22 protein-coding genes are annotated in these 19,432 nt (G+C 68.2%); 8 read left to right on the forward strand and 14 right to left on the reverse strand.

Annotation, left to right across the window (positions count from 1 at the left end):
• Window positions 1-89 precede the first annotated feature (89 nt).
• Window positions 90-293, forward strand: a complete 204-nt coding sequence (locus AB0I45_RS05855) for an integrase core domain-containing protein (RefSeq protein WP_360317353.1) — start codon at window positions 90-92, stop codon at window positions 291-293.
• A gap of 25 nt (window positions 294-318) precedes the next feature.
• Here the strand turns inward: AB0I45_RS05855 and AB0I45_RS05860 are convergent, their stop codons facing one another.
• A complete protein-coding gene (locus AB0I45_RS05860) occupies window positions 319-921 on the reverse strand; it encodes a recombinase family protein (RefSeq protein WP_345030699.1) in 603 nt (200 codons plus the stop codon).
• Window positions 922-1,338: 417 nt separating this feature from the next.
• Here AB0I45_RS05860 and AB0I45_RS05865 point away from each other — a divergent pair.
• Together AB0I45_RS05865 and AB0I45_RS05870 are read left to right on the forward strand one after the other, a co-directional pair.
• A protein-coding gene (locus tag AB0I45_RS05865; RefSeq protein WP_295688669.1) for an IS3 family transposase occupies window positions 1,339-2,501 on the forward strand; the annotation gives its coding sequence in 2 pieces (ribosomal slippage) (window positions 1,339-1,623 and window positions 1,626-2,501; 1,161 coding nt in all).
• Between the two features lie 67 nt (window positions 2,502-2,568).
• On the forward strand, window positions 2,569-3,363 hold the full coding sequence (locus AB0I45_RS05870; RefSeq protein WP_295688667.1) for a hypothetical protein: 795 nt from the start codon (window positions 2,569-2,571) through the stop codon (window positions 3,361-3,363).
• 14 nt (window positions 3,364-3,377) lie between these two features.
• On the opposite strand, the gene AB0I45_RS05875 is transcribed toward AB0I45_RS05870, so the two are convergent.
• Complete coding sequence (locus tag AB0I45_RS05875) at window positions 3,378-6,188, reverse strand: DUF4365 domain-containing protein (protein ID WP_295688665.1); 2,811 nt, start codon at window positions 6,186-6,188, stop codon at window positions 3,378-3,380.
• A complete protein-coding gene (locus AB0I45_RS05880) occupies window positions 6,189-7,355 on the reverse strand; it encodes a hypothetical protein (RefSeq protein WP_295688663.1) in 1,167 nt (388 codons plus the stop codon). It lies immediately after the preceding gene.
• 284 nt (window positions 7,356-7,639) lie between these two features.
• Between AB0I45_RS05880 and AB0I45_RS05885 the strand changes: the two genes are divergently transcribed.
• Window positions 7,640-8,032, forward strand: a complete 393-nt coding sequence (locus AB0I45_RS05885) for a hypothetical protein (protein WP_295688662.1) — start codon at window positions 7,640-7,642, stop codon at window positions 8,030-8,032.
• 11 nt (window positions 8,033-8,043) lie between these two features.
• On the opposite strand, the gene AB0I45_RS05890 is transcribed toward AB0I45_RS05885, so the two are convergent.
• Window positions 8,044-8,406, reverse strand: coding sequence for a helix-turn-helix domain-containing protein (locus AB0I45_RS05890; RefSeq protein ID WP_295688661.1), 363 nt, complete (start codon window positions 8,404-8,406; stop codon window positions 8,044-8,046).
• Between the two features lie 203 nt (window positions 8,407-8,609).
• Here AB0I45_RS05890 and AB0I45_RS05895 point away from each other — a divergent pair, with 203 nt between their 5' ends.
• From AB0I45_RS05895 to AB0I45_RS05905, 3 genes are all read left to right on the forward strand, one after another.
• Complete coding sequence (locus AB0I45_RS05895) at window positions 8,610-9,368, forward strand: CPBP family intramembrane glutamic endopeptidase (RefSeq protein ID WP_295688658.1); 759 nt, start codon at window positions 8,610-8,612, stop codon at window positions 9,366-9,368.
• A gap of 132 nt (window positions 9,369-9,500) precedes the next feature.
• Window positions 9,501-9,941, forward strand: a complete 441-nt coding sequence (locus AB0I45_RS05900) for an XRE family transcriptional regulator (RefSeq protein ID WP_295688656.1) — start codon at window positions 9,501-9,503, stop codon at window positions 9,939-9,941.
• Window positions 9,938-10,315 carry a HepT-like ribonuclease domain-containing protein gene (locus AB0I45_RS05905; protein ID WP_247618699.1) on the forward strand — a complete coding sequence of 126 codons (378 nt, stop codon included), beginning with the start codon at window positions 9,938-9,940 and terminating at the stop codon, window positions 10,313-10,315. Before AB0I45_RS05900 ends, AB0I45_RS05905 begins: the two co-directional genes overlap by 4 nt.
• A 129-nt stretch (window positions 10,316-10,444) precedes the next feature.
• On the opposite strand, the gene AB0I45_RS05910 is transcribed toward AB0I45_RS05905, so the two are convergent.
• The 8 genes from AB0I45_RS05910 to AB0I45_RS05945 all read right to left on the reverse strand — a co-directional run bounded on the left by AB0I45_RS05910 (window position 10,445) and on the right by AB0I45_RS05945 (window position 16,255).
• The gene (locus tag AB0I45_RS05910) at window positions 10,445-10,672 is read right to left on the reverse strand and encodes a hypothetical protein (RefSeq protein WP_247618698.1); all 228 of its coding nucleotides are present in this window, start codon (window positions 10,670-10,672) and stop codon (window positions 10,445-10,447) included.
• Window positions 10,669-10,869 (reverse strand): hypothetical protein, encoded by a 201-nt coding sequence (locus AB0I45_RS05915; RefSeq protein WP_247618697.1) that lies wholly within the window; start codon window positions 10,867-10,869, stop codon window positions 10,669-10,671. The genes AB0I45_RS05910 and AB0I45_RS05915 overlap by 4 nt, the downstream gene beginning before the upstream one ends.
• A gap of 124 nt (window positions 10,870-10,993) precedes the next feature.
• The gene (locus AB0I45_RS05920; RefSeq protein WP_295688653.1) at window positions 10,994-12,544 is read right to left on the reverse strand and encodes a protein adenylyltransferase SelO; all 1,551 of its coding nucleotides are present in this window, start codon (window positions 12,542-12,544) and stop codon (window positions 10,994-10,996) included.
• Window positions 12,541-13,467, reverse strand: a complete 927-nt coding sequence (locus AB0I45_RS05925; protein WP_247618695.1) for an ABC transporter substrate-binding protein — start codon at window positions 13,465-13,467, stop codon at window positions 12,541-12,543. Before AB0I45_RS05925 ends, AB0I45_RS05920 begins: the two co-directional genes overlap by 4 nt.
• A complete protein-coding gene (locus AB0I45_RS05930; protein ID WP_295688651.1) occupies window positions 13,464-14,147 on the reverse strand; it encodes an ABC transporter permease subunit in 684 nt (227 codons plus the stop codon). The genes AB0I45_RS05925 and AB0I45_RS05930 overlap by 4 nt, the downstream gene beginning before the upstream one ends.
• Window positions 14,144-14,827 carry an ABC transporter permease subunit gene (locus AB0I45_RS05935; RefSeq protein WP_295688649.1) on the reverse strand — a complete coding sequence of 228 codons (684 nt, stop codon included), beginning with the start codon at window positions 14,825-14,827 and terminating at the stop codon, window positions 14,144-14,146. The genes AB0I45_RS05930 and AB0I45_RS05935 overlap by 4 nt, the downstream gene beginning before the upstream one ends.
• 19 nt (window positions 14,828-14,846) lie before the next feature.
• Window positions 14,847-15,656, reverse strand: coding sequence for an ATP-binding cassette domain-containing protein (locus AB0I45_RS05940; protein WP_295688647.1), 810 nt, complete (start codon window positions 15,654-15,656; stop codon window positions 14,847-14,849).
• Window positions 15,657-15,793: 137 nt separating this feature from the next.
• Window positions 15,794-16,255 (reverse strand): hypothetical protein, encoded by a 462-nt coding sequence (locus tag AB0I45_RS05945; protein ID WP_295688645.1) that lies wholly within the window; start codon window positions 16,253-16,255, stop codon window positions 15,794-15,796.
• Window positions 16,256-16,353: 98 nt separating this feature from the next.
• Between AB0I45_RS05945 and AB0I45_RS05950 the strand changes: the two genes are divergently transcribed.
• Window positions 16,354-17,529, forward strand: coding sequence for an oxygenase MpaB family protein (locus AB0I45_RS05950; RefSeq protein ID WP_295688643.1), 1,176 nt, complete (start codon window positions 16,354-16,356; stop codon window positions 17,527-17,529).
• 58 nt (window positions 17,530-17,587) lie between these two features.
• Here AB0I45_RS05950 and AB0I45_RS05955 read toward each other — a convergent pair whose 3' ends face one another.
• Window positions 17,588-18,079, reverse strand: coding sequence for a CoA-binding protein (locus tag AB0I45_RS05955; RefSeq protein ID WP_295690746.1), 492 nt, complete (start codon window positions 18,077-18,079; stop codon window positions 17,588-17,590).
• Window positions 18,076-19,398: an O-acetylhomoserine aminocarboxypropyltransferase/cysteine synthase family protein gene (locus tag AB0I45_RS05960; RefSeq protein WP_295690743.1), complete on the reverse strand. Its 1,323-nt coding sequence runs from the start codon at window positions 19,396-19,398 to the stop codon at window positions 18,076-18,078. The genes AB0I45_RS05955 and AB0I45_RS05960 overlap by 4 nt, the downstream gene beginning before the upstream one ends.
• Between the last annotated feature and the right edge of the window lie 34 nt (window positions 19,399-19,432).

Here is a 19,432-nt window from a genome sequence, read left to right on the forward strand (position 1 = left end):
ATCGAGGCCACACATTTCGCCGAGAACCAGACCATCGGCAACGCAGCCTGAATACAGAACAACCGTTCAGCCTCAACTAAACCCGGGATTTGACACTGAACTCGCTCTACAAGGCAGAGTTGATCCACCTCGACGGGCCCTGGGCCGGCCGGGAGGACGTCGAGGCCGCGACCGCGGACTGGGTCCACTGGTTCAACACCGAACGGCTCCATTCCATGCTCGACTACCAGACCCCTGCCGAGATCGAGGCCACACATTTCGCCGAGAACCAGACCATCGGCAACGCAGCCTGAATACAGAACAACCGTTCAGCCTCAACTAAACCCGGGATTTGACATAGGCCTCGAACGCCCATCGCACCAGCGGGGCACGGTCGGGGTCCACCTCGACGGTGCGGACCTCGCGGCCGAGTTCGTCGCGGCGGGTGACGTTGAGGTAGCCCATGGGTGCTTTGCCGTTGGTGCCGCCACTGAGCGCCTTCTGGTTCATGCCCTTGGAGACCTCGCCAGCGAGGTTGCGGGAGTAGAACTCCGCGATGGTCGACATGATGCCGTGCAGCAGCATCCCCGACGGAGTCTCGTCGATGTTCTCGGTCGCGGAGACGAGCACGACCCCGGCCTCTTTGAGGGCGAGGTGGATGGTCACGTCATCGGCGCTGTTGCGGGCGAGCCGGTCGACCTTGTGGACGATGCAGTATGCGACCTGGTGCGTTTGGACGTACTCGATCATCCGCATCAGTTCGGGCCGGTCGGCCTTGCGGGCGGACTCGCCGGCGTCGATGAACTCCTCGGTGATGACGGCGTTCAGGTCGCGGGCCTTGCGCAAATTCGCCTCCCGCTGGGCGGGGATCGAGAAGCCCTCGGCACGGCCGCCGCGTTCGGCTTGTTCCTTGGTGGACACGCGCAGGTAGGAGACGGCCATGGTGGTGGTCTCACCGATGCGGTCCAGAGCAGTAGTGGCTGGTGGTTGTGTAATGGTCACGGGTCGTGTTCCCTTCCCCGGATTGATCGGGGCCAGCACAAGCGGCGGCTACCGCTTGGTGCGGTGCGACTCGTAAAAGGGAAACACGACCCAGCCGACTCGATATCGGAGCCTGCTGGGTAAGCCACGAAGGCCAAACAGGACTGCGCACCACGACCGAACCGGAGGTTCAGTCGTTGGCTTCTTGCTGGTCCGATTCTACCTTGCTGTCCCGACATGCGCCGGGAACCGGCGACACGGCGTCCGGTGCGGGACGGGCGCGGTCTTGTTCGGCGCGGGAGCGGGCGGGACTGATGCACGGATAGGTGACACCTGATCTGGCTTGCTAACAGGCAGGTCTGGAAGGATGTCAGCATCATGCCCAAGCCCTATCCGAAAGAGTTTCGCGACGACGTCGTGCGCGTTGCCCTGAATCGGGACGAGCACACTACGATCGCGCAGATTGCCAAGGACTTCGGCGTCCACGAAGGCACCGTCACGAAGTGGATCCGAAAGGCCGAAATCGATGCCGGCAGCAAGCCCGGCACCACCACCGATGAGTCCGCCGAGTTGCGCGAGCTGCGGCGCCACAACCGGTTGCTGGAGCAGGAGAACGAGGTCCTGCGCCGCGCCGCAGCGTATCTGTCGCAGGCGAATCTGCCGTCAAAAGGCTCTACCCGCTCATGAGAGAGCTCGCCGCCGACGGGGTTCCCGTGGCGGTGACGTGTCGGGTGCTCAAGCTCTCCCGCCAGCCCTACTACCGTTGGCTCAGACAACCCATCGGGCCGGCCGAGCTGGTTGAGGCCTATCGGGCCAATGCGCTGTTCGAGGCTCATCGGGACGACCCGGAGTTCGGCTACCGACTGCTGGCCGACGAAGCCGAAGCCATCGGTGAGGCCATGTGCGTGCGCACGGCGTGGCGAATCTGCGCGGACAACTCGTGGTGGAGCGTCTTCGGCAAAGCCCGTGCGAAGAATGGGCCACCGCCGGGCCCGCCGGTCCACGATGACCTCGTCGAACGGGTATTCACCGCCACCGCCCCGAACGCACTATGGCTGACCGATATCACTGAGCACAGGACCACCGAGGGCAAGCTGTACATGTGCGCGGTCAAGGACGTCTACTCGGGGCGGATCGTCGGCTACTCCATCGACCGGCGGATGAAGGCCCGGCTGGCCGTCGATGCCCTCGAGATGGCCGTCGCCCGGCGCGGCGACGTGGGCGGCTGCGTGGTACACAGTGACAGAGGATCTCAGTTCCGGTCACGCAAGTTCCTCCGCGCGCTGGCCCGTCACGGGCTCATCGGATCGATGGGCCGGGTCGGGGCAGCAGGTGACAACGCGGCCATGGAATCGTTCTTCGCGCTCCTGCAAAAGAACGTCCTCGACCGCCGCCGGTGGACTACATATGAGCAGCTGCGGATCGCGATCGTGACCTGGATCGAGCGGACTTACCACCGCCGACGTCGTCAAGCCCGTCTCGGGAAATTGACCCCGGTGGAGTACGAAGCCATCATTGAACCCGTTGCACTTGCAGCGTGAAACCCGAAATGTCACCTATCCGTGCATCAGTCCCGCCTGTGTCAGACCGCCATGGGAAGGTTGAAGCATGGTAGCCATCTCAATCGTTGCCCTGGTCATCTCGGCCTTCGCCCTGCCATTCACCATCTGGGCAGCGCGGGCGGCCGCGAGGCAGGCGAAGGCGGCGCACGACCAGACGGAGATCCAACGCGAGCAGGCAGCCGCCGCGCGGGAGCAGACTCAACTACAACGCGATCTCGCTCATGAGGCACTACAGCCCTACGTGTGGGCGGACATCCAGCCAGATATGCAACAAGGCACCGTGATGCACGTGGTGGTGGGTAACAACGGTCCCACCGTCGCACGCAACGTGAGGGTGACGTTCGATCCACCGCTTCCAGCCGGCCAGCAACAGTCGGACAAGGTCGAGAGTGTTCAGCGGGTGCTCGCCAGCGGACTCCGCTCACTCGCGCCGAAACGGGAAATCCGGTGGACGCTCGGTGCCGGCTACGACCTCCTGTCCAGCGAGGAACCACAGGTCCGCACTGTGCGTGTCGAAGGCGAGGGCCCGCACGGTCCGCTGCCTGTCCTCGAAATTCAGATCGACATCTCAGAGTGGCGTCAGGCCAGGGACGCTCCGGACGGCTCACTGCACCATGTACGTGGCGCGATCAAAGACCTCACCAAGGCCGTGGGTGGCGTAGACAAGACGATGAAGCGTGTTGTCGATCGCTTGGATTACCCAGCGCCAGAGACGGTCGAACTCAATGAAATGAGCGACGCCTTCACCAGGCAGCAACTCGCACCGCCAGCACCCGAGGATGAGGCGGATTCCAGCACGGATCGAGCATCACTGCCACCGCCGACGGCGGAGGAACAATAGCGCCTGCGGAACTCTCAGTCGCTGGTGCTCTCGCGTGCAGCTTCGCGAATCTGTGCTGAAGGGTGCTGCGCGGCGATGGTCAGCAGTTGAGAAACGGCTGGCACCTCCGAAGGCGTGTGGAGCCCGGAAACGACCGCCGCGGCACTCCGCCTTCCGCCAGACTTCAGGACCTTCGACAGGATCGTCGCGACTCCCTCAGATGCGCGCTCGGCAACGACCAACCTGCTCAGCCCTCTGAGCGCCGCGTCACGTACGGCTTCGGTTGCGTCACCCGCTAGAGCGAGAAGGAGTTCGGACTCTGCCTTGTCTCCGAAACGTTCGATGATCCGTGCACTTGCGGCACGGCGAACGGTGTCCCCGCCAAGAAGGTCCCGTATCAACGGTTCGCGCGCGGCCTCATCTGCGAGAGCAGCGAGCGCTTCGGCGGCGAGGCCGCGGATGTCCTCGTCGTCATCGAAGAAGGTCCGCACTGGCTCTCGGTTCCGAAGCGCTGACACGGCTTCGACAAGTTGTGTCTTGATTGGGTCGGCGAGTGTCGCTCCATGGATGGCGAGTACCTGCAATGCGCCAGACTGTTGCTGAGGTCGGACCCCGGGAGCCGTCAACAGAGCTTCGATACGATCCCACCGCCCACTCGACGGGTGCCAGACACCGAGCAGGGTCATTGCATGGCCGGGGTCGAGACCGCCGACACTGTACGCCCCCTTGGCGGCATCCTCGATGAGATTGTCGATGACGCTGCACAGTCGGTCAGTAAGAGCATTGACTGCATCGGAGGGCAGCGTTCGCACGTCGTCGATGGCTTCGAAGACGATCAACTCCCCGGCCCGGGCTCGTTGAAGGACTTGCTCGCGACTCTCGGCTACTGCAGGAGCAGCGACCCTCAAGAAGGCCTCGCGTAGGTAGGCGGCGTCGCCGTCAGATCGGTTCGCCGCGCGCTGACGGTCACTCTCACGCCACGCGGATGCGGGGATCGTATGGATCAGCCGGGCGAGTGTCTGCGCGGTTCCGTCGTCGGTGACCGGGGGCTGGTCGAGGAAGTAGTCGATCACGTTGTGAAGGGCGTCCTCGCTCAACGTCCACACCATGGCCTTCAGCAGATCGATGATCTTGTAGAGCACGATGAATGTAGGCCGAGCACGTTCCAGGTAGGCCTGTGGCTCTTGGAGCATCGCCAGCGCCCACGCACAGGTTTCGTCGGCGCGTGCTGGTTCGAGAACGTCGCCGGCGGCCGTCAGCAGTTCGATATCTGCCAAAGCGGTCGTTCGAGTCGATCGAGACAAGTCCACGCTGCTCGCCGCGATCCTGGCGGCCATCGTTGGACCCGTGCGCACGATGTGTCGAGTCGCGCGCCCAGTGCTCTTGCTGTCACCGGAGAGACGGAGAAGAGTCAGCCGGCCGGCGACCCTGTCGGGATCATCCGTGGGGCCGGTGGTGACAAGGAAGTGCTCCGCGAGAGCGCCAATTGCGCCACGCCACCCGTCGTGGTCACCAGCGCACGAGGCCAGCAACGCCGCGGAAAGCAGGCGCTTGTGGGCAGTGTCCGAGCCCCCGATCCGAATCGACGCATCCTCGCTCCATCTCCGGAACTCCTCAGAGAGATGAGCGGATAGCCCATAGGACATCACCTGGGTTCTCCACCACGACGCTGGGTTGTCGCTGCGCTGGATGATGTTGGCGATGTCGCCCTGCATCCATCCGCTGGCCCTGAACGACGTCAGCGCACACGCGCCCGCGATGGCCGCAGCCGTGACGTCCGACGGTGCCTCTCGATGGATTCGCTGGGTCTTCATCGCGAGGTCGAAAGCCTCCTCGTGTCGTCCGACCTCCAGCAGCGCCCGTGCTCGTTGAGCTTCTAGCCATGCGTGATCCACTGAGGAGTAGTCGTCATGTGCCAGGGCGTCCTGAAGCACTTGGAGCGCCGTATCGGGATCGTTCTCGTCGAAGTGATAGACGCAGCGGAGCACGGATGCCGCGGAGCGTTCACTCGGCGTGGAAGCTAGGTCGACAAGCTGAAGCAGGTCAGCGGGTTCTCCCTGGTAGTGCCAGAGATGAAGGGCCGCGGTGGCGCGCCAACACCAGTCATCGGCCTCACGTGCATCGTCGAGTGACAGCCCCTTCCGCTCGGCGTCATTCTCCCCTGCGAGCGCAGGAAGGCTCATCGGTTCCAGAATCCGTTCAAGGTCGTCCCGGAAGTGCACTTGCATGGCGAGGGCTTCGAGCCCGGAGATCGAATCTGGGACCAGGTTCGGGTGGGGTGCGATGAGCCGGGGAGTGATGAGGGCATGCCGAACTTCGTCGACCGGTGCAAGATGCACCGCGCCGGTCCACGCAGTGCCGTCCCAGGTCGGAGTCGGAAGCTGCGTCAGCGCGACGTCGGAGAGTGCTTCGTTGTGGTCCGCGTCAACGGTTTGGGAGGCCGGTACAAGAATCTTGGCGCCCTTGCCGGTCGAGACGACTCGCGCAGGGGTGACGTGAACCCAGAACGAGAGGTTTCTGTCTTGATCGCGCAGGATCACCACGTGGGGCAGCGCGTGGCGCAGCCAGTAGTCGAAGTGTTCACGGTCGTCCTCGGCAAACCACCACCCAGTGATCGTGCCCTCGGCGTCCTTCTGCGGGGTCTTGAAGTAAGACGACCCGGTCTTGACCTGGGCACCCATCACGGCGCCGAGTTCGTACCGGCGGGCATCTCGCGGCCGCAGATATAGATCGGTGCCTGTGTCGTGCCGGCTATCGATCACCCCTCCCCAGCCCAAGCGCTCGAACTGCGCCAAGACCTCAGACTCACCCGAGGTTCCCGTAGCTTCGTTCTTTGGCGCCCGCACCTACGCCTCCTCCGTTGCCTCGTCCGCAACAACGCGAACGTTGCGCATCGCAGAGCCAGTGAATATGAGCGGAATGAACGAGTCTCGAAACGCGATTCCCGCTGGCCGCCTCGCAGGCCCGCCACCGGGAGGAGTGGTGAGAGGGAACCTCATTCCCACCGGAGCCTTGCCGGAAACATGGTCAGGATGTGGGCCGCCCACGGGATAACCGGGATGAGCGGGAGCGCCCAGATAGTCGGGAAGGTCTACCCGTCCTTCGAAGTGTTTCGTGGCCGCGACATGGAACATCGCCCCGTGGGCCCAGGCGATCATGTAGGCCTCGGCGAGAACGGCAGGGACATCCACCCTCAACTGCGTTAGCTCCAGCCCTTGTCGATGCCCGTCCACCTTGGGTGCCTGTGCGAGAACTTCGATGACGGGGCGGTCGAAGATGTCCACAGCGTCCGGGCCGGTCAGCACACCAACCGGGATGGTCCCATCTGCGCTGGGCGGAGTGGTGACGAATGAGACTTTGAGATCATCACGAGCGCGGACTGAGAGACCGTGCTTGACCTTGTTGTGAGCAGCGTTGAGTTGGAGCTCATGTCCCACGAGTAGGTCGATAGCGAACTGGAGCCAGTCAGCGAACACGTTGGACGCCGAAGCAAGTCGGCCCGTCATCCCGCTCTGCAAGTCCTGCTCGCGGAGAACCAGACGGACGAACTGCATCGGGGCCTCCGCCGAGGAGAAGGACTCGCGGAGCTGGCTTACGACCTGATCGAGTTGGTTTCGCCCGGCCGACAGGGCTTCCCAAACGCACGATTCGGCGACGTTCGTCCGTTGCGAGAGTGCCGCCGTCAACCGCACAAGCGACTCAGCCGCATGGTGCCGCAGGGCGTACGCGTCCGTGGCGACCTGTGTGGCAATGGACCTCGGCGAGGTCTCGGGTACGAAGCCCACCGGCCGACCAAGGAGGCGAGCGAACCGCCCACGGGTCTCGATCGCGTGCTGCTGTTCCGCGGATGCGGCCAGGGGATGCTCATCGCTGTCGACGTCCGACTCTGCCCACCGCAGCATCATGCCGATCCGAGCGCTGAAGTACCCGTACGGATCAGACGACAAAAAAGTGTCGTCAAGCTCCTGACACTGCTCGGCCGTCAGGTCCGGCCCGGCTGGTGGCGGGTACATTCAACAAGCGTATGGTCGCGAAATCGGCCTGCCCAGTCGCCTCGCCGGGCCACCGGCACGCAGCATGATCCACGCCTCATACGAGAGTAGGGCGGACGACCAGTCGGAGCGCTCCAGGACCGCGACCCTGGCTGTCCAGCTTCTTCCTTCTGACAGGAATCACCCGTAGACTGCCTGATGAGGCGGATTTCTCCTCTGTAACGCGCCGGTCTCGGCAGACCCTCGGGTCATTCTTCAACGCACTGCCTCACCAGATGCACTGTGCGATGGAGAGGAACAAGACCATGATCCGTCTGATCTGGACCGTCAGCGTCCACACCCGCTACTTCCTGCGGCGCTACATGCCCACCAACATCCTGCTGTATGCGATCCGAACCCGCCGACGCGGCTTGAAGTGGGGTATCCCCGCGATGCTGCTCGCAGTCCCGTACATCCTGATCGCGAACGCCTGTGTCCAACTCATCGACGACGGCGCCCCCGGATGGCTCCACCTCGCAGTGCTGTGGGCGATCTGGAACATGCTCAAGATGCTCTGGATCGGGCCGGTCAGCGCTGTGCTCCTAATCCGCGCCCGTGTCCGCGAGTCCATCACCGCCCGTCGCGAGCGCACCAGCTTGTCTTCCGAAGCAGACGACGCCGAAGAGCGTGCCGCGGTGGACGCGATAGGTATTCGGTGAAGTGTGAGAACTCAGGCACCGACCCGGCGACGACCGCCGGTACGGATCGTCCCGCCGCACGCGATCACCGCCGAGCGCACGGCCTCATGGCTGACTCCGAGTCGCGCGGCGACCTGAGCGAGCGTCATCCCACCCGCATAGAGTTGAGCGGCGTCCTGTCGGATCGCGTCCGGCAACTCCGGGCGACGCGCCGCCAAGCCCGCCTCCCGAGCTATCTCCCGCACAGTGCCGCGGTGCACGTTGAATCGCGTCGCCAGCTCCCGCACGGGCACACCATCGGCGTAACCGGCGATCAGCTCGGCTCGATTGGAGACGCTCAAACGGGTTTGAGACTGCCGCGAATTCTCACGCACCGGACCGCGCTCATCGGTCATCCGAGCACCCCGAGCGCGCGGCTGACGAGCCCGAGAACCCCGTAGAACACGGGAAATCAGCGATCCGAGCGGCTTCCGGGGGTTTGAGAAGCTGCTACGGAGGTCCACCGAAGTGAACAGCAGAACGGCCCCGCCACCGGCGGGGTCGTTCTCACTCCCCGACCGTTCGCAGCTCGCACCGTCATCCCCGGAGGGGCATCTCCATGACCGATCTTCTCGATTCCGCGAGCACGCTGCTGGGCTATGGCGCCATGCTCGTCCCCGGCCTGCTCCTCCTCGGGGTGTGCTTCTGGCTGGCGCGTGCGGACCGCGACTCGCTCCTGCGCATCGTCGTCCTCATCCTCGGCTTCATCCTCATCCGTGACGCGATGACTCCCACCCGGCTGTGGGAGTTCGGACTCGTCGGCGACTTCGTGCCCTGGCTGCGCATGACCGACGACCCGGTGGTGCTCGTGGCATTCGGTCTCGGCAGCATCCTCCTGGTCCTCGCCACCCTGCGTGACCCGCGCCTGCGGTCGCTCGTGCAGTGGGGGACGCCGAATCCCAGCACCCTCGGGCTGGGCATCCTCGGCGGGATCCTCGCCGCGGCTCCCATCCTCGCGGTGTCGGCCGCAGCTCCGCTGGAGGAGCGCGGCGGCGCGGTCGCTCTCGGCGTGCTCCCCGCCCTGGCGTTCATGGCGCTGGCCGGCAACCTCGGCGAGGAGGTGTTCTTCCGGGGCTACCTGCAGGGGCGGCTCGAGACCGCCATGCCGGCCGTGCGTGCCGCGCTGCTGTCGGCCGTCATCTTCGCGGCCTGCCACGCCTACCTCGCCACCACCGTGACCGACGTCGGATGGCCGCTGCTGGCATTCACCCTCTGGGAGGGTCTGATCTGCGCGTTCCTCCGCCTGCGCCGAGGCGTCATCCCGGCGGCGATCGCCCACGGCCTCGCGATCTTCCTCCTCAGCAGCGGGCTGGTCTGACGCAAGAGGCCTGCCGGGGTGCGCCGCGGGCACGGCAGTGCTCCTCGGGCCGACGGCGTTGGCCGCCGGCCCTCGGCACGGGGTCGATCGTCAGCGGGATCGCGCGAGTATATCGCGCGCTATACTCGGGTCATGGAAGACCTCAGATCTCGTCGAGTGCAGGCGGGACTCACCCAGGCGCAGCTCGCCGAACGTAGCGGTGTGCCGCAGCCGAACATCGCCGCCTACGAGCGAGGCCGGCGCCGCCCCTCGGCGGCCACCGTCGAGCGCCTGGACTCGGCACTGCGACCTTCCGCTCGCGCCGCTCTGGCCCACCATCATGACGCGATCCTGACCGTGCTCAGGGAGCACCGTATGAGCAATCCCCGGGTGTTCGGTTCCGTCGCCCGCGATGAGGATCATCCTGGCAGCGACATCGATCTGCTCGTCGATGCAGAGCCCGACCTGGACCTGCTCGACATCATCGATGCCGCAGAGCTGCTGGAGGAGCTGCTGGGCAGAGGCGTGGACATCATCACCTCGCGCTCGCTCCGTGCTGATCACGAGATCGCCCGCGCTACGGTGGCATTGTGAACCCACCGCTGACCGCTGGGATCCGCCGCGGACTCGAGGACATCATTCGGCTGTGTCGTCGCGCGGAGGCGCTGGCGGCCCGGGGCCGGGAGTGGTACGACAGCGACCCTGAGCTGGGCGTACCGCACCTCGCGGCAGACTCCCTCGTACTCAAGCTGGGAGAAGCGGTCCGCCGACTGCCCGAGGACTTCCTGCGCGACCGTGCCGAACAGCCCACCTGGCGCCGTGCCGTCGGGATGCGAAACCGGCTCGCCCACGAATACGACGCGGTCGACTACGAGATCGTGTGGCAGGTTATCTCGGTGCACGCCGCCGACCTGCGTCGCCACGTCGAAACCCTGCTCGAGGATCGCGAGGACGACCCGGATCAGTAGTCGGCTGATCCGGCAGTCCCGTTCGGTTCGCTTGTCGGTCTCACCCTACCGGCGGGTTCGGACACGGGTGGTCCGGCGCCCGGTCCGGATCAGCCCCGGCCCGCCCCGCGTGCTCGACCAGATGCTCCGCTACCGCCTCCGGCGCACCGTCCACACCCCGCGGAAGCCGGGGAAGGCGTTGACGTCGACGACGACCGGGCCGCGCGGGCCGATGACCCCGTCGACGCCGGCGAGGTGCATCCCGAGGCCGGCCGCTGCATGCCGGGCGAGGGCGGCGAGATCACCGTCTACGGCGAAGGGTTCACCTTCGGTGGTGTGCTCGTGGTCGAGAGTCGAGGGCTTGAGCAGCCCGCTCACCCACCGGCGACGTAGGCCTTGCGGTCTCTCCCGTCGTGCTCGATCCAGTCCTCGACCAGCTGGGGGCCGTCCATCGGGGGATCCGCAGGCAGCGGGTCCGACAGCACACCGCGCCTTCTCCCACCGCCGTGGACGGCCTTGACGACGACGCGGCGGTTGCGGGAGTCCGCGAACACCTCGGTCCAGGATCCCCGCACATCACCGCCCAGCGGCGGCGAATGCCGCGATCAGGTGCCGCGACTCCTCATCGAGTGACATGCATCACTTCTATCGGTGCGGATGGAACCCGTCAAGCGTTCGGGCATGCGCCGCCCACAGTCCTCACGTCCCGCAGAAGGTCCGGTAGGGTCCGAAGTCCTCGGGTGCCGGCAGCGCGTACCGCTCGAGCCCTGGGCGCTCGGTGTGCGGATCCGTCACCGCCTCGAGCAGCCGGGTGAACGGTTCCATGTCCCCGGCCTCCCCGGCGGCGAGCGCCTCCTCGACGAGGTGGTTGCGAGGGATGTAGACCGGGTTGACCCGCCGCATGAGCGCGGCATCCGGATCCAGCCCTCGCCAGGTCTCGAGCCAGTCGGCGAACTCGGGGACGTCGGCGAGCATCTCGGCGACGACGCTCGCGTCTGCACTGCCCTGCCCGGCACGACCCGCGTCATCACCGCGCGCCCCGGCACCGCCGCCGGCACTTCCCGGACCAGTCTTGCCTGCGTCCGCCAGACCCCGGAAGAATCCCGTGTAGTCGACCCGGTGGTCCCGGAGCATGAGGAGGATCGCGTTGATCGCCTCGCCCGCGGTCTCCTCGGACACCGCGTCCCGGAGCCCGAGCTTCTGCCGCATGCCGGCCGTCCACGCCGCGCTGTAGCGGGCGCGGAACCCGCCGAGCACCTCCTGGGCGGCCGCGATCCCGGCCTCCTGGTCCTCACCGAGCAGGGGGAGGAGCGCCTCGGCGAACCGGGCGAGGTTCCATTCGGCGATGAGCGGCTGGTTCGCATACGCGTAGCGCCCGCCGGTGTCGATCGAGCTGTACACGGTCGTCGGGTCGAAGGCGTCCATGAACGCGCACGGACCGTAGTCGATCGTCTCCCCGGAGATCGTCATGTTGTCGGTGTTCATCACCCCGTGGATGAATCCCACGAGCATCCACCGCGCCACGAGCTCCGCCTGCGCCGCGACGACGGCCTCGAACAGGCCGAGGTAGGGGTCGGCGGCCGCGCGTGCCTCCGGGTGGAGCCGGTCGATCGCGTGATCGGCGAGCCGGCGCAGCAGCGCGTCGTCGCCGGACAGCCGGGCGAACTGGAAGCTGCCCACCCGCACATGACTGCGCGCGACCCGGGCGAGCACCGCACCGGGCAGCGCCCGCTCGCGGCGCACCCAGCCGCCCGTCGCGACCACCGCGAGCGCCCGCGTGGTGGGGATCCCCAGTCCGTGCATCGCCTCGCTCACGAGGTGCTCCCGCAGCATCGGCCCGACCGCGGCGAGCCCGTCCCCGCCGCGAGCGAAAGGCGTGCGCCCCGACCCCTTGAGATGGATGTCGAGCAGTTCTCCGCCGGGTCCCGCCGCCTCGCCGAGCAGCAGGGCCCGCCCGTCGCCGAGGCGCGGGTTGAGCGTCCCGAACTGGTGCCCGGTGTAGGCCTGGGCCACCGGCTGCGTCCCGGCCGGCGGCGCGGTTCCCGTGAGCAGACCGAGTCCGGCACTCGAGCCGCCTCCGTCCGGGCCGCGCAGCGCCTCCGGGTCGAGGCCGAGCTGCGCGGCCAGCGGATCGTTGAGGACGAGGAGTCGGGGCTCGGGCGGCTTCGCGGCCTGCCACGGCACCGCGAGCTCCGGCAGCTCGTCGGCGAAGCGGTGGGAGAGCGTGATGCCTGCGTCCGCGCCGGTCACAGCAATCCCTCCTCCGTCAGCCAGTCCCCGGCGATCGTCGACGAGGGCAGCTCGTCGGTGACGCTGCGTGCGTTGAGATCCCGGAGCACCTCGGTGGTGAGCGCCGCGCTGACCTCGTCGACGACGGCTGCTGCGTCCTCGGACACGTTCTCGCCGGCGATCGGCACGACCTGCGAGGTGAGGAACAGTCCCTCCGGGTCCTCGAGGACGACGAGGTCGTTCTCGGTGATCGACGGGTCGGCGGTGTAGACGATCGCGAGCTGGATGTCGCCGTCCTCGAGCGCCTTGACGGTGAGCGGACCGCCGCTGTCCTCGATCGGGGAGAAGCCGACGTCGATCCCGTAGGCCTCCTTGATGCCCTGCGGTCCGTTCGGCCGGTTCTCGGCCTCCGAGTTCGCGCCCAGCGTGAGGTCCTCGTCGACCTCGGCGAGGTCCGCGATCGTGGTGAGATCGTGCTGCTCGGCGAACTCGCGGGTGACGACGTAGGAGTCCTGGTCGGTCGCCGGTGCTTGGGCGAGGGCGCGCAGGCCGTCGGGCATGGCCTCCTGCAGGGCGCTGTAGACCTCCTCGCCCTGGCGCGCCGGGGTGTCGGACTCCCAGTACTGGAGGAGCGGGCCGGAGTACTCGGGGAACAGATCGATCTCCCCGGCCTCGATCTCCGGCAGGTACACCTCCCGCTGCCCGATCTGGTACTGCCGGTCCACGGACTCGCCGGCGGCCTCGAGGGCCTGGGCGTAGGCCTCGGCGATGATCTCGTTCGAGTAGTAGGCCTGCGAGCCGATGACGATCGTGTCGCCGCCTCCGCCGCCGGTGCCCCCGGAGCCCGTGGTGTCCTCGGCGAGCGGGTCGCCCCCGCACGCGGACAGGGTGAGCAGGCCGGCGGCGGTGAGCGCGGCGAGCAGGGTGAGCGGTGTGCGATTCATGAGGAGGTCCTCTCCGGTGCGGGATGGGCGATGCGGGTGCGGGCGAGGCGCTGGGCGGCGCCGAGCAGGAGTTCGAGGAGGAGGGCGATGACGGCGACGAGGAGCGCGCCGGCGAGCATCTGATCGTACTCGCGGGATTTGAGTCCGGAGAACAGGTAGCGCCCCAGCCCGTAGTCGGCGGTGTATGCGGCGAGCGTCGCCGTCGCGACGACCTGCAGGGTCGCCGCTCGCAGCCCGCCGAGCAGCACGGGCGAGGCGAGCGGCACCTCGACCCGGAGGATGACCTGGGCCGGGCTCAGGCCGATCGCGCGGGCCGAGTCGGGGATGACCGGGTCGATCGACTGCACCCCGGCGTAGGCGCCGGCGAGCAGCGAGGGCACGGCGAGGACGACGAGGGCGAGCAGCGGCGCCTCGAGCCCGATGCCGAGCGCGAGGCCGAACAGGGTGAGCAGGCCGAGCGTGGGGATCGCGCGGGCCGCCCCGGTGAGCGCCCCGACGATCCCGGCGCCGCAGCGGGTGTGCCCGATGACGATCCCGGCCGGCACCGCGAGGACTGCGGCGATGAGCACGGCGAGGAACGAGATCCACAGGTGCTCGACTATCCGCACGCCGACGGCGTTCGGGCCCGTCCAGTGCGCGGGATCGGCGAGCCAGGACACGGCTTCGAGGAAGAGATTCATCCGCGGCTCCCCGCTCCGGCGGCCCGACGGTGGGTGCCGCGGCCGGCCTTCGTGCGCGCCCACGGGGTGAGCGCCTGGCCGAGGAGCAGGAGGAGGCCGTCGAGCACGAGCGCGAGGACGACGGTGGCGAGCACCCCGGTGACGACCTCGGCCGTGATGCCGCGCTGGAAGCCGTCGGTGAGCAGGGAGCCGAGGCCGGGCACCCCGATGAGCGCACCGATCGTCACGAGGCTCACGGTGCTCACCGTGACCACCCGCACGCCGGAGAGGAGCACGGGCACCGCGAGGGGCAGGTCGACCCGCCAGAACACGCTCGAGCGCGAATGGCCGAGCGCGATCGCCGCATCGCGGGTGCGGGCGTCGACGGCGGCGAAGGCGTCCGCGGCGGTGCGGACGAGCAGCGCGACGCCGTAGACGGTGAGCGCGACGATCATGGTCGCCCGCGAGCGCAGGGGCAACCCGAGCACGGCGGGGATGATGATCAGCAGCGGCAGCGCGGGGATCGCGTACATGAGCGAGGCGGCTCCGAGCAGCGGGGACCCCAGGCGCGGGCGGGAGAACGCGAGGCGCCCGATCGGCACCGCGATGAGCACGCTGAGGAGGATCGCGGGGATGCTGAGCACCAGGTGGGCGCCGGTGAGATCGACGACCTGGGGCCAGTTGTTGGCCAGCCAGTTCATACCGGCTTCTCCGTCGCAGTCATTCGAGGACCCCCACCGGCCGCCCGGTGGCGTCGATCGCGATGGTGCGGCCGTCGACGACCTCGGTGCGCAGCTGCCGCTCGCCGCGGTCGGCGCCGATGAAGCCCCGGAGGAAGTCGTCGGCCGGGGCGGCGAGGATCTGGGCGGGGGTGCCCTGCTGGGCGATCCGACCGCCGTCGCGGAGCACGACGACCTCGTCGCCGAGCCGGAACGCCTCGTCGATGTCGTGAGTGACGAAGAGGATCGTCTTGCCGAGCTCGGACTGGAGGCGCAGCAGCTCGTCCTGGAGCTCGCGGCGCACGATCGGGTCGACGGCGCCGAACGGCTCGTCCATGAGGAGGATGTTCGGATCCGCGGCGAGCGCCCGGGCGACCCCGACGCGCTGCTGCTGGCCGCCGGAGAGCTGGCCGGGATAGCGGGTGCCGACCGCCGGGTCGAGGCCGACGCGGCGCAGCAGCTCGCCGGCCTCGGCGCGGGCCTGCTTCTTCCCCTGCCCCCGGAGGACGGGCACGGTGGCGACGTTGTCGAGCACGGTGCGGTGAGGGAGCAGGCCGCCGTGCTGGAGCACGTAGCCGATCGAGCGGCGCAGCTGAACCGGGTCGACGCTCTGCACGTCCGTGCCGTCGATGAGCACCCGGCCGCTCGTCGGCTCGACCATCCGGTTGACCATCCGCATGAGGGTGGTCTTGCCGGAGCCGGACGAACCGACGAGCACGACGGTGCGGTGCGAGGGGATGATGAGGGAGAAGTCCGTCACGGCCGCGGGCGCACCGGGATAGGTCTTGGAGACGGATTCGAACTCGATCATGGAGCCACCACCCGGGGGTCGTCGACTGGTGCGCCGGCGGGCCGGGGGCGGTGAACTCGCCCGCCCCGGTCATCCGGCTCGGTTGCGGCAAGTCTACGTGACGGAGCCGGGGAGAACAGAGGGGCCCGGTCGACCGCTCAGGCCTTGAGGCCGTCGACGAGGATGCGGTAGACGTCGGCGGCGGCAGTGTGCTCGTCGACCCCGTGGGCGATGAGCTCCATCCCGGCCCCGATCATGCCCTGCACCAGGGAGGCGCGCCGGTGGGCCTCCTCGATCCCGAGGTCCTCGATCTTCTGGCCCCAGCTCTCGATCGCGACGAGCGCGAGGAGCTTGACGGTGATCTTCGTGTCGTTGACCTCGTTGCCGATCGGGTGCCGGAGGCCGACGAGGAGCGCGCCGGTGATGAGCATCGTCCACGCGCCGTGCATGAGCGGGGCAACGATCCGGGCCCGCGCCTCCCGCATCGCGAGTGACTGCATGATCACCCCGCCGAGCAGTGCCGCGATGCCGATGAAGTGCACGACGAGGATGACGTTCTTGAGAATCTCCAGGCCTGCCAGCTTGCTGATACGGTGTCGGATCGATCGATTTCCCGACACCGTGTCGGACCGCTCGGGCGCGCAGTGTGATGCCCTGGCCTCCGAGCAAACGTTCGGCTAGGCTCAGCGCACCACTGCATGGTTCCGAAGGAGTACCCATGACGCGCACCGACTGGCCTGCCGGACGCGGCGACCGCGCCGCTTTCACCCGGACCCACGGGGAGGAGCGCGCCGCGCGCTTCCTCACCGCGTTCCACGAGGGGGACCCCGTCGGCGACGCCCTGTTCACGGCCGACGTCCCCCGGGCCGCGCTCATGCGGCAGCTCCGCAGCGCCTTGCGCGCCGGGGAGGCCGCACCTGGTGACGCGCCCCAGGTCGCGGCCTTCCTCGACGACATGCGCGCGGGGGTGAGCGATGCGGACTGGGAGCAGATCGAGCGCGGCCGGCGGGTGTACCTGTCGATCCCCGTCCTCACCCACTCCGTGGCGCTCGGCCCGGGATCGCTCGTCAACACGTACTCGAGCCCGGCGATCTCCACCGTGCTCGTGGGCACCGGTCGGCTGGTGGACGGGGCGCTGCGTCGGCTCATCGACACCCGCAACTGGAACTACCATCTCTATGCCGCCGGCGCGCTCGAGCCGGGCGGCGGCGGCTTCGAGCACACCGGGATGGTCCGGGCGATGCACGCCTACGCGCGCGCCCAGCATCTCGAGCGGCACCCGGACACGGGGGAGTGGGGCCTGCCGATCAATGCGATCGACATGCTCCGCACGTGGTTCGACTTCACCTACATCCCGTACCGCGGTCTGGCGGCCATGGGCTACGACCTCACGGAGGAGCAGATCCGCGACGTCTACGGGATGTGGCAGGTCGTCGGGCGGCTGCTCGGGATCCCCGCCGACCTCCTCGCCGGGCTCGACGACCACGAGTCCTCCGAGCCGATGGTGCAGGCGATCGCCGCCGTCGCCGGGAAGCCCGACGACGGCTCGCGGGCGCTCGTCGACGCGCTCGTCGGGGCGACTGCCGCGCAGCTCGCGCTCGTCCTCGGTCTCCCCGAGGGGCCGCTCGTGGAGCGGACGCAGGCGCAGATCCGGATCATCCACGGCGACGAGCTCGCCGACTGGCTCGCGATCCCGCGGACCTCGATGCAGGTCGCCGAGCTCCTCCAGGTGCCGGTGGTGAGGCAGCGGTACGACTTCCTCCGGCAGCTGCCCGCTGAGCTCGAGCGGGAGATCGCGACGAACGAGGCGATGCTCACCCATCTCCTCGCCGCGACCGAGGACGGGAAGTCGGCCTACGAGACGGCGCCCGCCGGGGAGGAGACCGCCGCCTGAGCAGACGCGCCGGCTCCCCTCGGACCCGTGGCCGAGGGGAGCCGGTGTCGCGTGCGGTTCAGGCGGTGACCTGGCGCTTCGAGGAGATCACCCCGGTGTTGAAGCCGGCGAGGTGGAGCCCGCCGTGGAAGCGGGCGTGCTCGATCTTCGTGCAGCGGTCCATGACGACCTGCAGGCCGCCGGCCTCCGCGATCGCAGCGGCTTCCTCGTTCCAGGAGCCGAGCTGGAGCCACAGGGTCTTCGCTCCGATCTCCACGGCCTCCCGCGCGACCCCGGGGAGGTCGTCGTGCCTGCGGAACGCGTCGACGATGTCGGGGACCTCCGGCAGGTCGGCGAGCGAGGGGTAGACGGGGTGCCCGAGGATCTCGTCGAGCACCGGGTTGATGAAGTACACCCGGTACGGCGAGGAGGACAGCAGATAGGTCGCCACGAAGTTCGAGGCGCGCGAGGGCTTGTCCGATGCCCCCACGATGGCGATCGACTCCGCGTCGCGGAGGATCCGCAGGCGTTCGGTGGCGCTGGGTCCCACCCAGGTGCGGGTCTCGATCATCGTGCGTCCTCTCGTTCCAGTCCGGTCGCGGCGGTGAGCGCCTGATCGAAGTCCCAGATGATGTCCTCGACGTCCTCGATGCCCACCGACAGTCGGATGAGATCCTCGTGGACGCCGCCGGAGACGAGCTGCTCGGCGGTGAGCTGCTGGTGCGTGGTCGACGCCGGGTGGAGCACGAGGGTGCGGGCGTCGCCGACGTTGGCCAGGTGGCTGGCGAGCTGCGTGGCCTCGATGAACCGGGCCCCGACCTCGCGCCCGCTGAGCTCCGCGGTCGCGGTGACGCCGAAGGAGAACACCGGGCTCGTGCCCTTGGGCAGGTACTTCTGTGCGCGGGCGTGGTGCGGGTGCGAGGGCAGACCGGCGTAGTTGACGTAGGACACGCGGGGGTCGGAGTCGAGCCATTCGGCGACGGCCCGCGCGTTCGCCAGGTGGGCGTCGAGGCGCTGGGGGAGGGTCTCCACGCCCTGGAGGAGCTGCCAGGCCGACTGCGCGGAGAGGCTCGGGCCGATGTCGCGCAGCTGCTCGGAGCGCAGCCGGGTGAGGAACCCGAACTCACCGAAGTTGTCCCACCACGACAGGCCGTTGTACGAGGGCACCGGCTCGGTCATCGCCGGGAAGCTGCCGTTGCCCCAGTCGAAGCGGCCGGACTCGACGACGACGCCGCCGAGCGTGGTGCCGTGGCCGCCGAGGAACTTCGTCGCCGAATGGATCACGATGTCCGCGCCGTGGTCGAACGGCCGGCACAGGTAGGGCGGGGTGAGCGTGGCGTCGACGACGAGCGGGATGCCGGCTTCGTGGGCGATCTCTGCGAGCGCCTCGAGGTCGCTGATCTCACCGGAGGGGTTGGCGACGAGCTCGCAGTAGAGCGCCTTGGTCTCCGGGCGGAGGGCGGCGCGGTAGTCGGCCGGGTCGGTGCCGGGGACGAACGTCGTGTCCACCCCGAAGCGGCGCAGCGTGACGTCGAGCTGGGTGACGGTGCCGCCGTAGAGCTGGGAGGAGGCCACGATGTGGTCGCCGGCCTGGGTGAGCGCGGCGAAGGTGATGAACTCCGCCGCCATGCCCGAGGCCGTGGCGACCGCTCCGATCCCGCCCTCGAGCGCGGCGATCCGCTCCTCGAACGAGGCGACCGTCGGGTTGCCGATCCGGGAGTAGATGTTGCCGTACTTCTGCAGCGCGAAGAGGTTCGCGGCGTCGGCGGCGTTCTGGAACACGAACGAGGTGGACTGGTAGATCGGCACCGCCCGGGAGCCGTGCATGGCGTCGGGGGTGCCCCCGGCGTGGAGCGCCAGGGTGCGGAAGCCGAACTGATGATCTGACATCGGGTGGGGGCCTCTTCCGGTTGGTCGGTGGTGA

The sequence above is a fragment of the Brevibacterium sp. NPDC049920 genome, assembly GCF_040656435.1.
Classification (GTDB): Bacteria; Actinomycetota; Actinomycetes; order Actinomycetales; family Brevibacteriaceae; genus Brevibacterium; species Brevibacterium pityocampae.

What these genes read in the sequence shown, in the direction of transcription:
- AB0I45_RS05935 (WP_295688649.1), bottom strand. Translation starts at nt 14,827, where the DNA reads ATGAACTGGCTGGCCAACAACTGGCCCCAGGTCGTCGATCTCACCGGC.
- AB0I45_RS05950 (WP_295688643.1), top strand. Translation starts at nt 16,354, where the DNA reads ATGACGCGCACCGACTGGCCTGCCGGACGCGGCGACCGCGCCGCTTTC.
- AB0I45_RS05880 (WP_295688663.1), bottom strand. Translation starts at nt 7,355, where the DNA reads ATGTACCCGCCACCAGCCGGGCCGGACCTGACGGCCGAGCAGTGTCAG.
- AB0I45_RS05925 (WP_247618695.1), bottom strand. Translation starts at nt 13,467, where the DNA reads ATGAATCGCACACCGCTCACCCTGCTCGCCGCGCTCACCGCCGCCGGC.
- AB0I45_RS05885 (WP_295688662.1), top strand. Translation starts at nt 7,640, where the DNA reads ATGATCCGTCTGATCTGGACCGTCAGCGTCCACACCCGCTACTTCCTG.
- AB0I45_RS05895 (WP_295688658.1), top strand. Translation starts at nt 8,610, where the DNA reads ATGACCGATCTTCTCGATTCCGCGAGCACGCTGCTGGGCTATGGCGCC.
- AB0I45_RS05940 (WP_295688647.1), bottom strand. Translation starts at nt 15,656, where the DNA reads ATGATCGAGTTCGAATCCGTCTCCAAGACCTATCCCGGTGCGCCCGCG.
- AB0I45_RS05890 (WP_295688661.1), bottom strand. Translation starts at nt 8,406, where the DNA reads ATGACCGATGAGCGCGGTCCGGTGCGTGAGAATTCGCGGCAGTCTCAA.
- AB0I45_RS05930 (WP_295688651.1), bottom strand. Translation starts at nt 14,147, where the DNA reads ATGAATCTCTTCCTCGAAGCCGTGTCCTGGCTCGCCGATCCCGCGCAC.
- AB0I45_RS05960 (WP_295690743.1), bottom strand. Translation starts at nt 19,398, where the DNA reads ATGTCAGATCATCAGTTCGGCTTCCGCACCCTGGCGCTCCACGCCGGG.
- AB0I45_RS05900 (WP_295688656.1), top strand. Translation starts at nt 9,501, where the DNA reads ATGGAAGACCTCAGATCTCGTCGAGTGCAGGCGGGACTCACCCAGGCG.
- AB0I45_RS05860 (WP_345030699.1), bottom strand. Translation starts at nt 921, where the DNA reads ATGGCCGTCTCCTACCTGCGCGTGTCCACCAAGGAACAAGCCGAACGC.
- AB0I45_RS05870 (WP_295688667.1), top strand. Translation starts at nt 2,569, where the DNA reads ATGGTAGCCATCTCAATCGTTGCCCTGGTCATCTCGGCCTTCGCCCTG.
- AB0I45_RS05955 (WP_295690746.1), bottom strand. Translation starts at nt 18,079, where the DNA reads ATGATCGAGACCCGCACCTGGGTGGGACCCAGCGCCACCGAACGCCTG.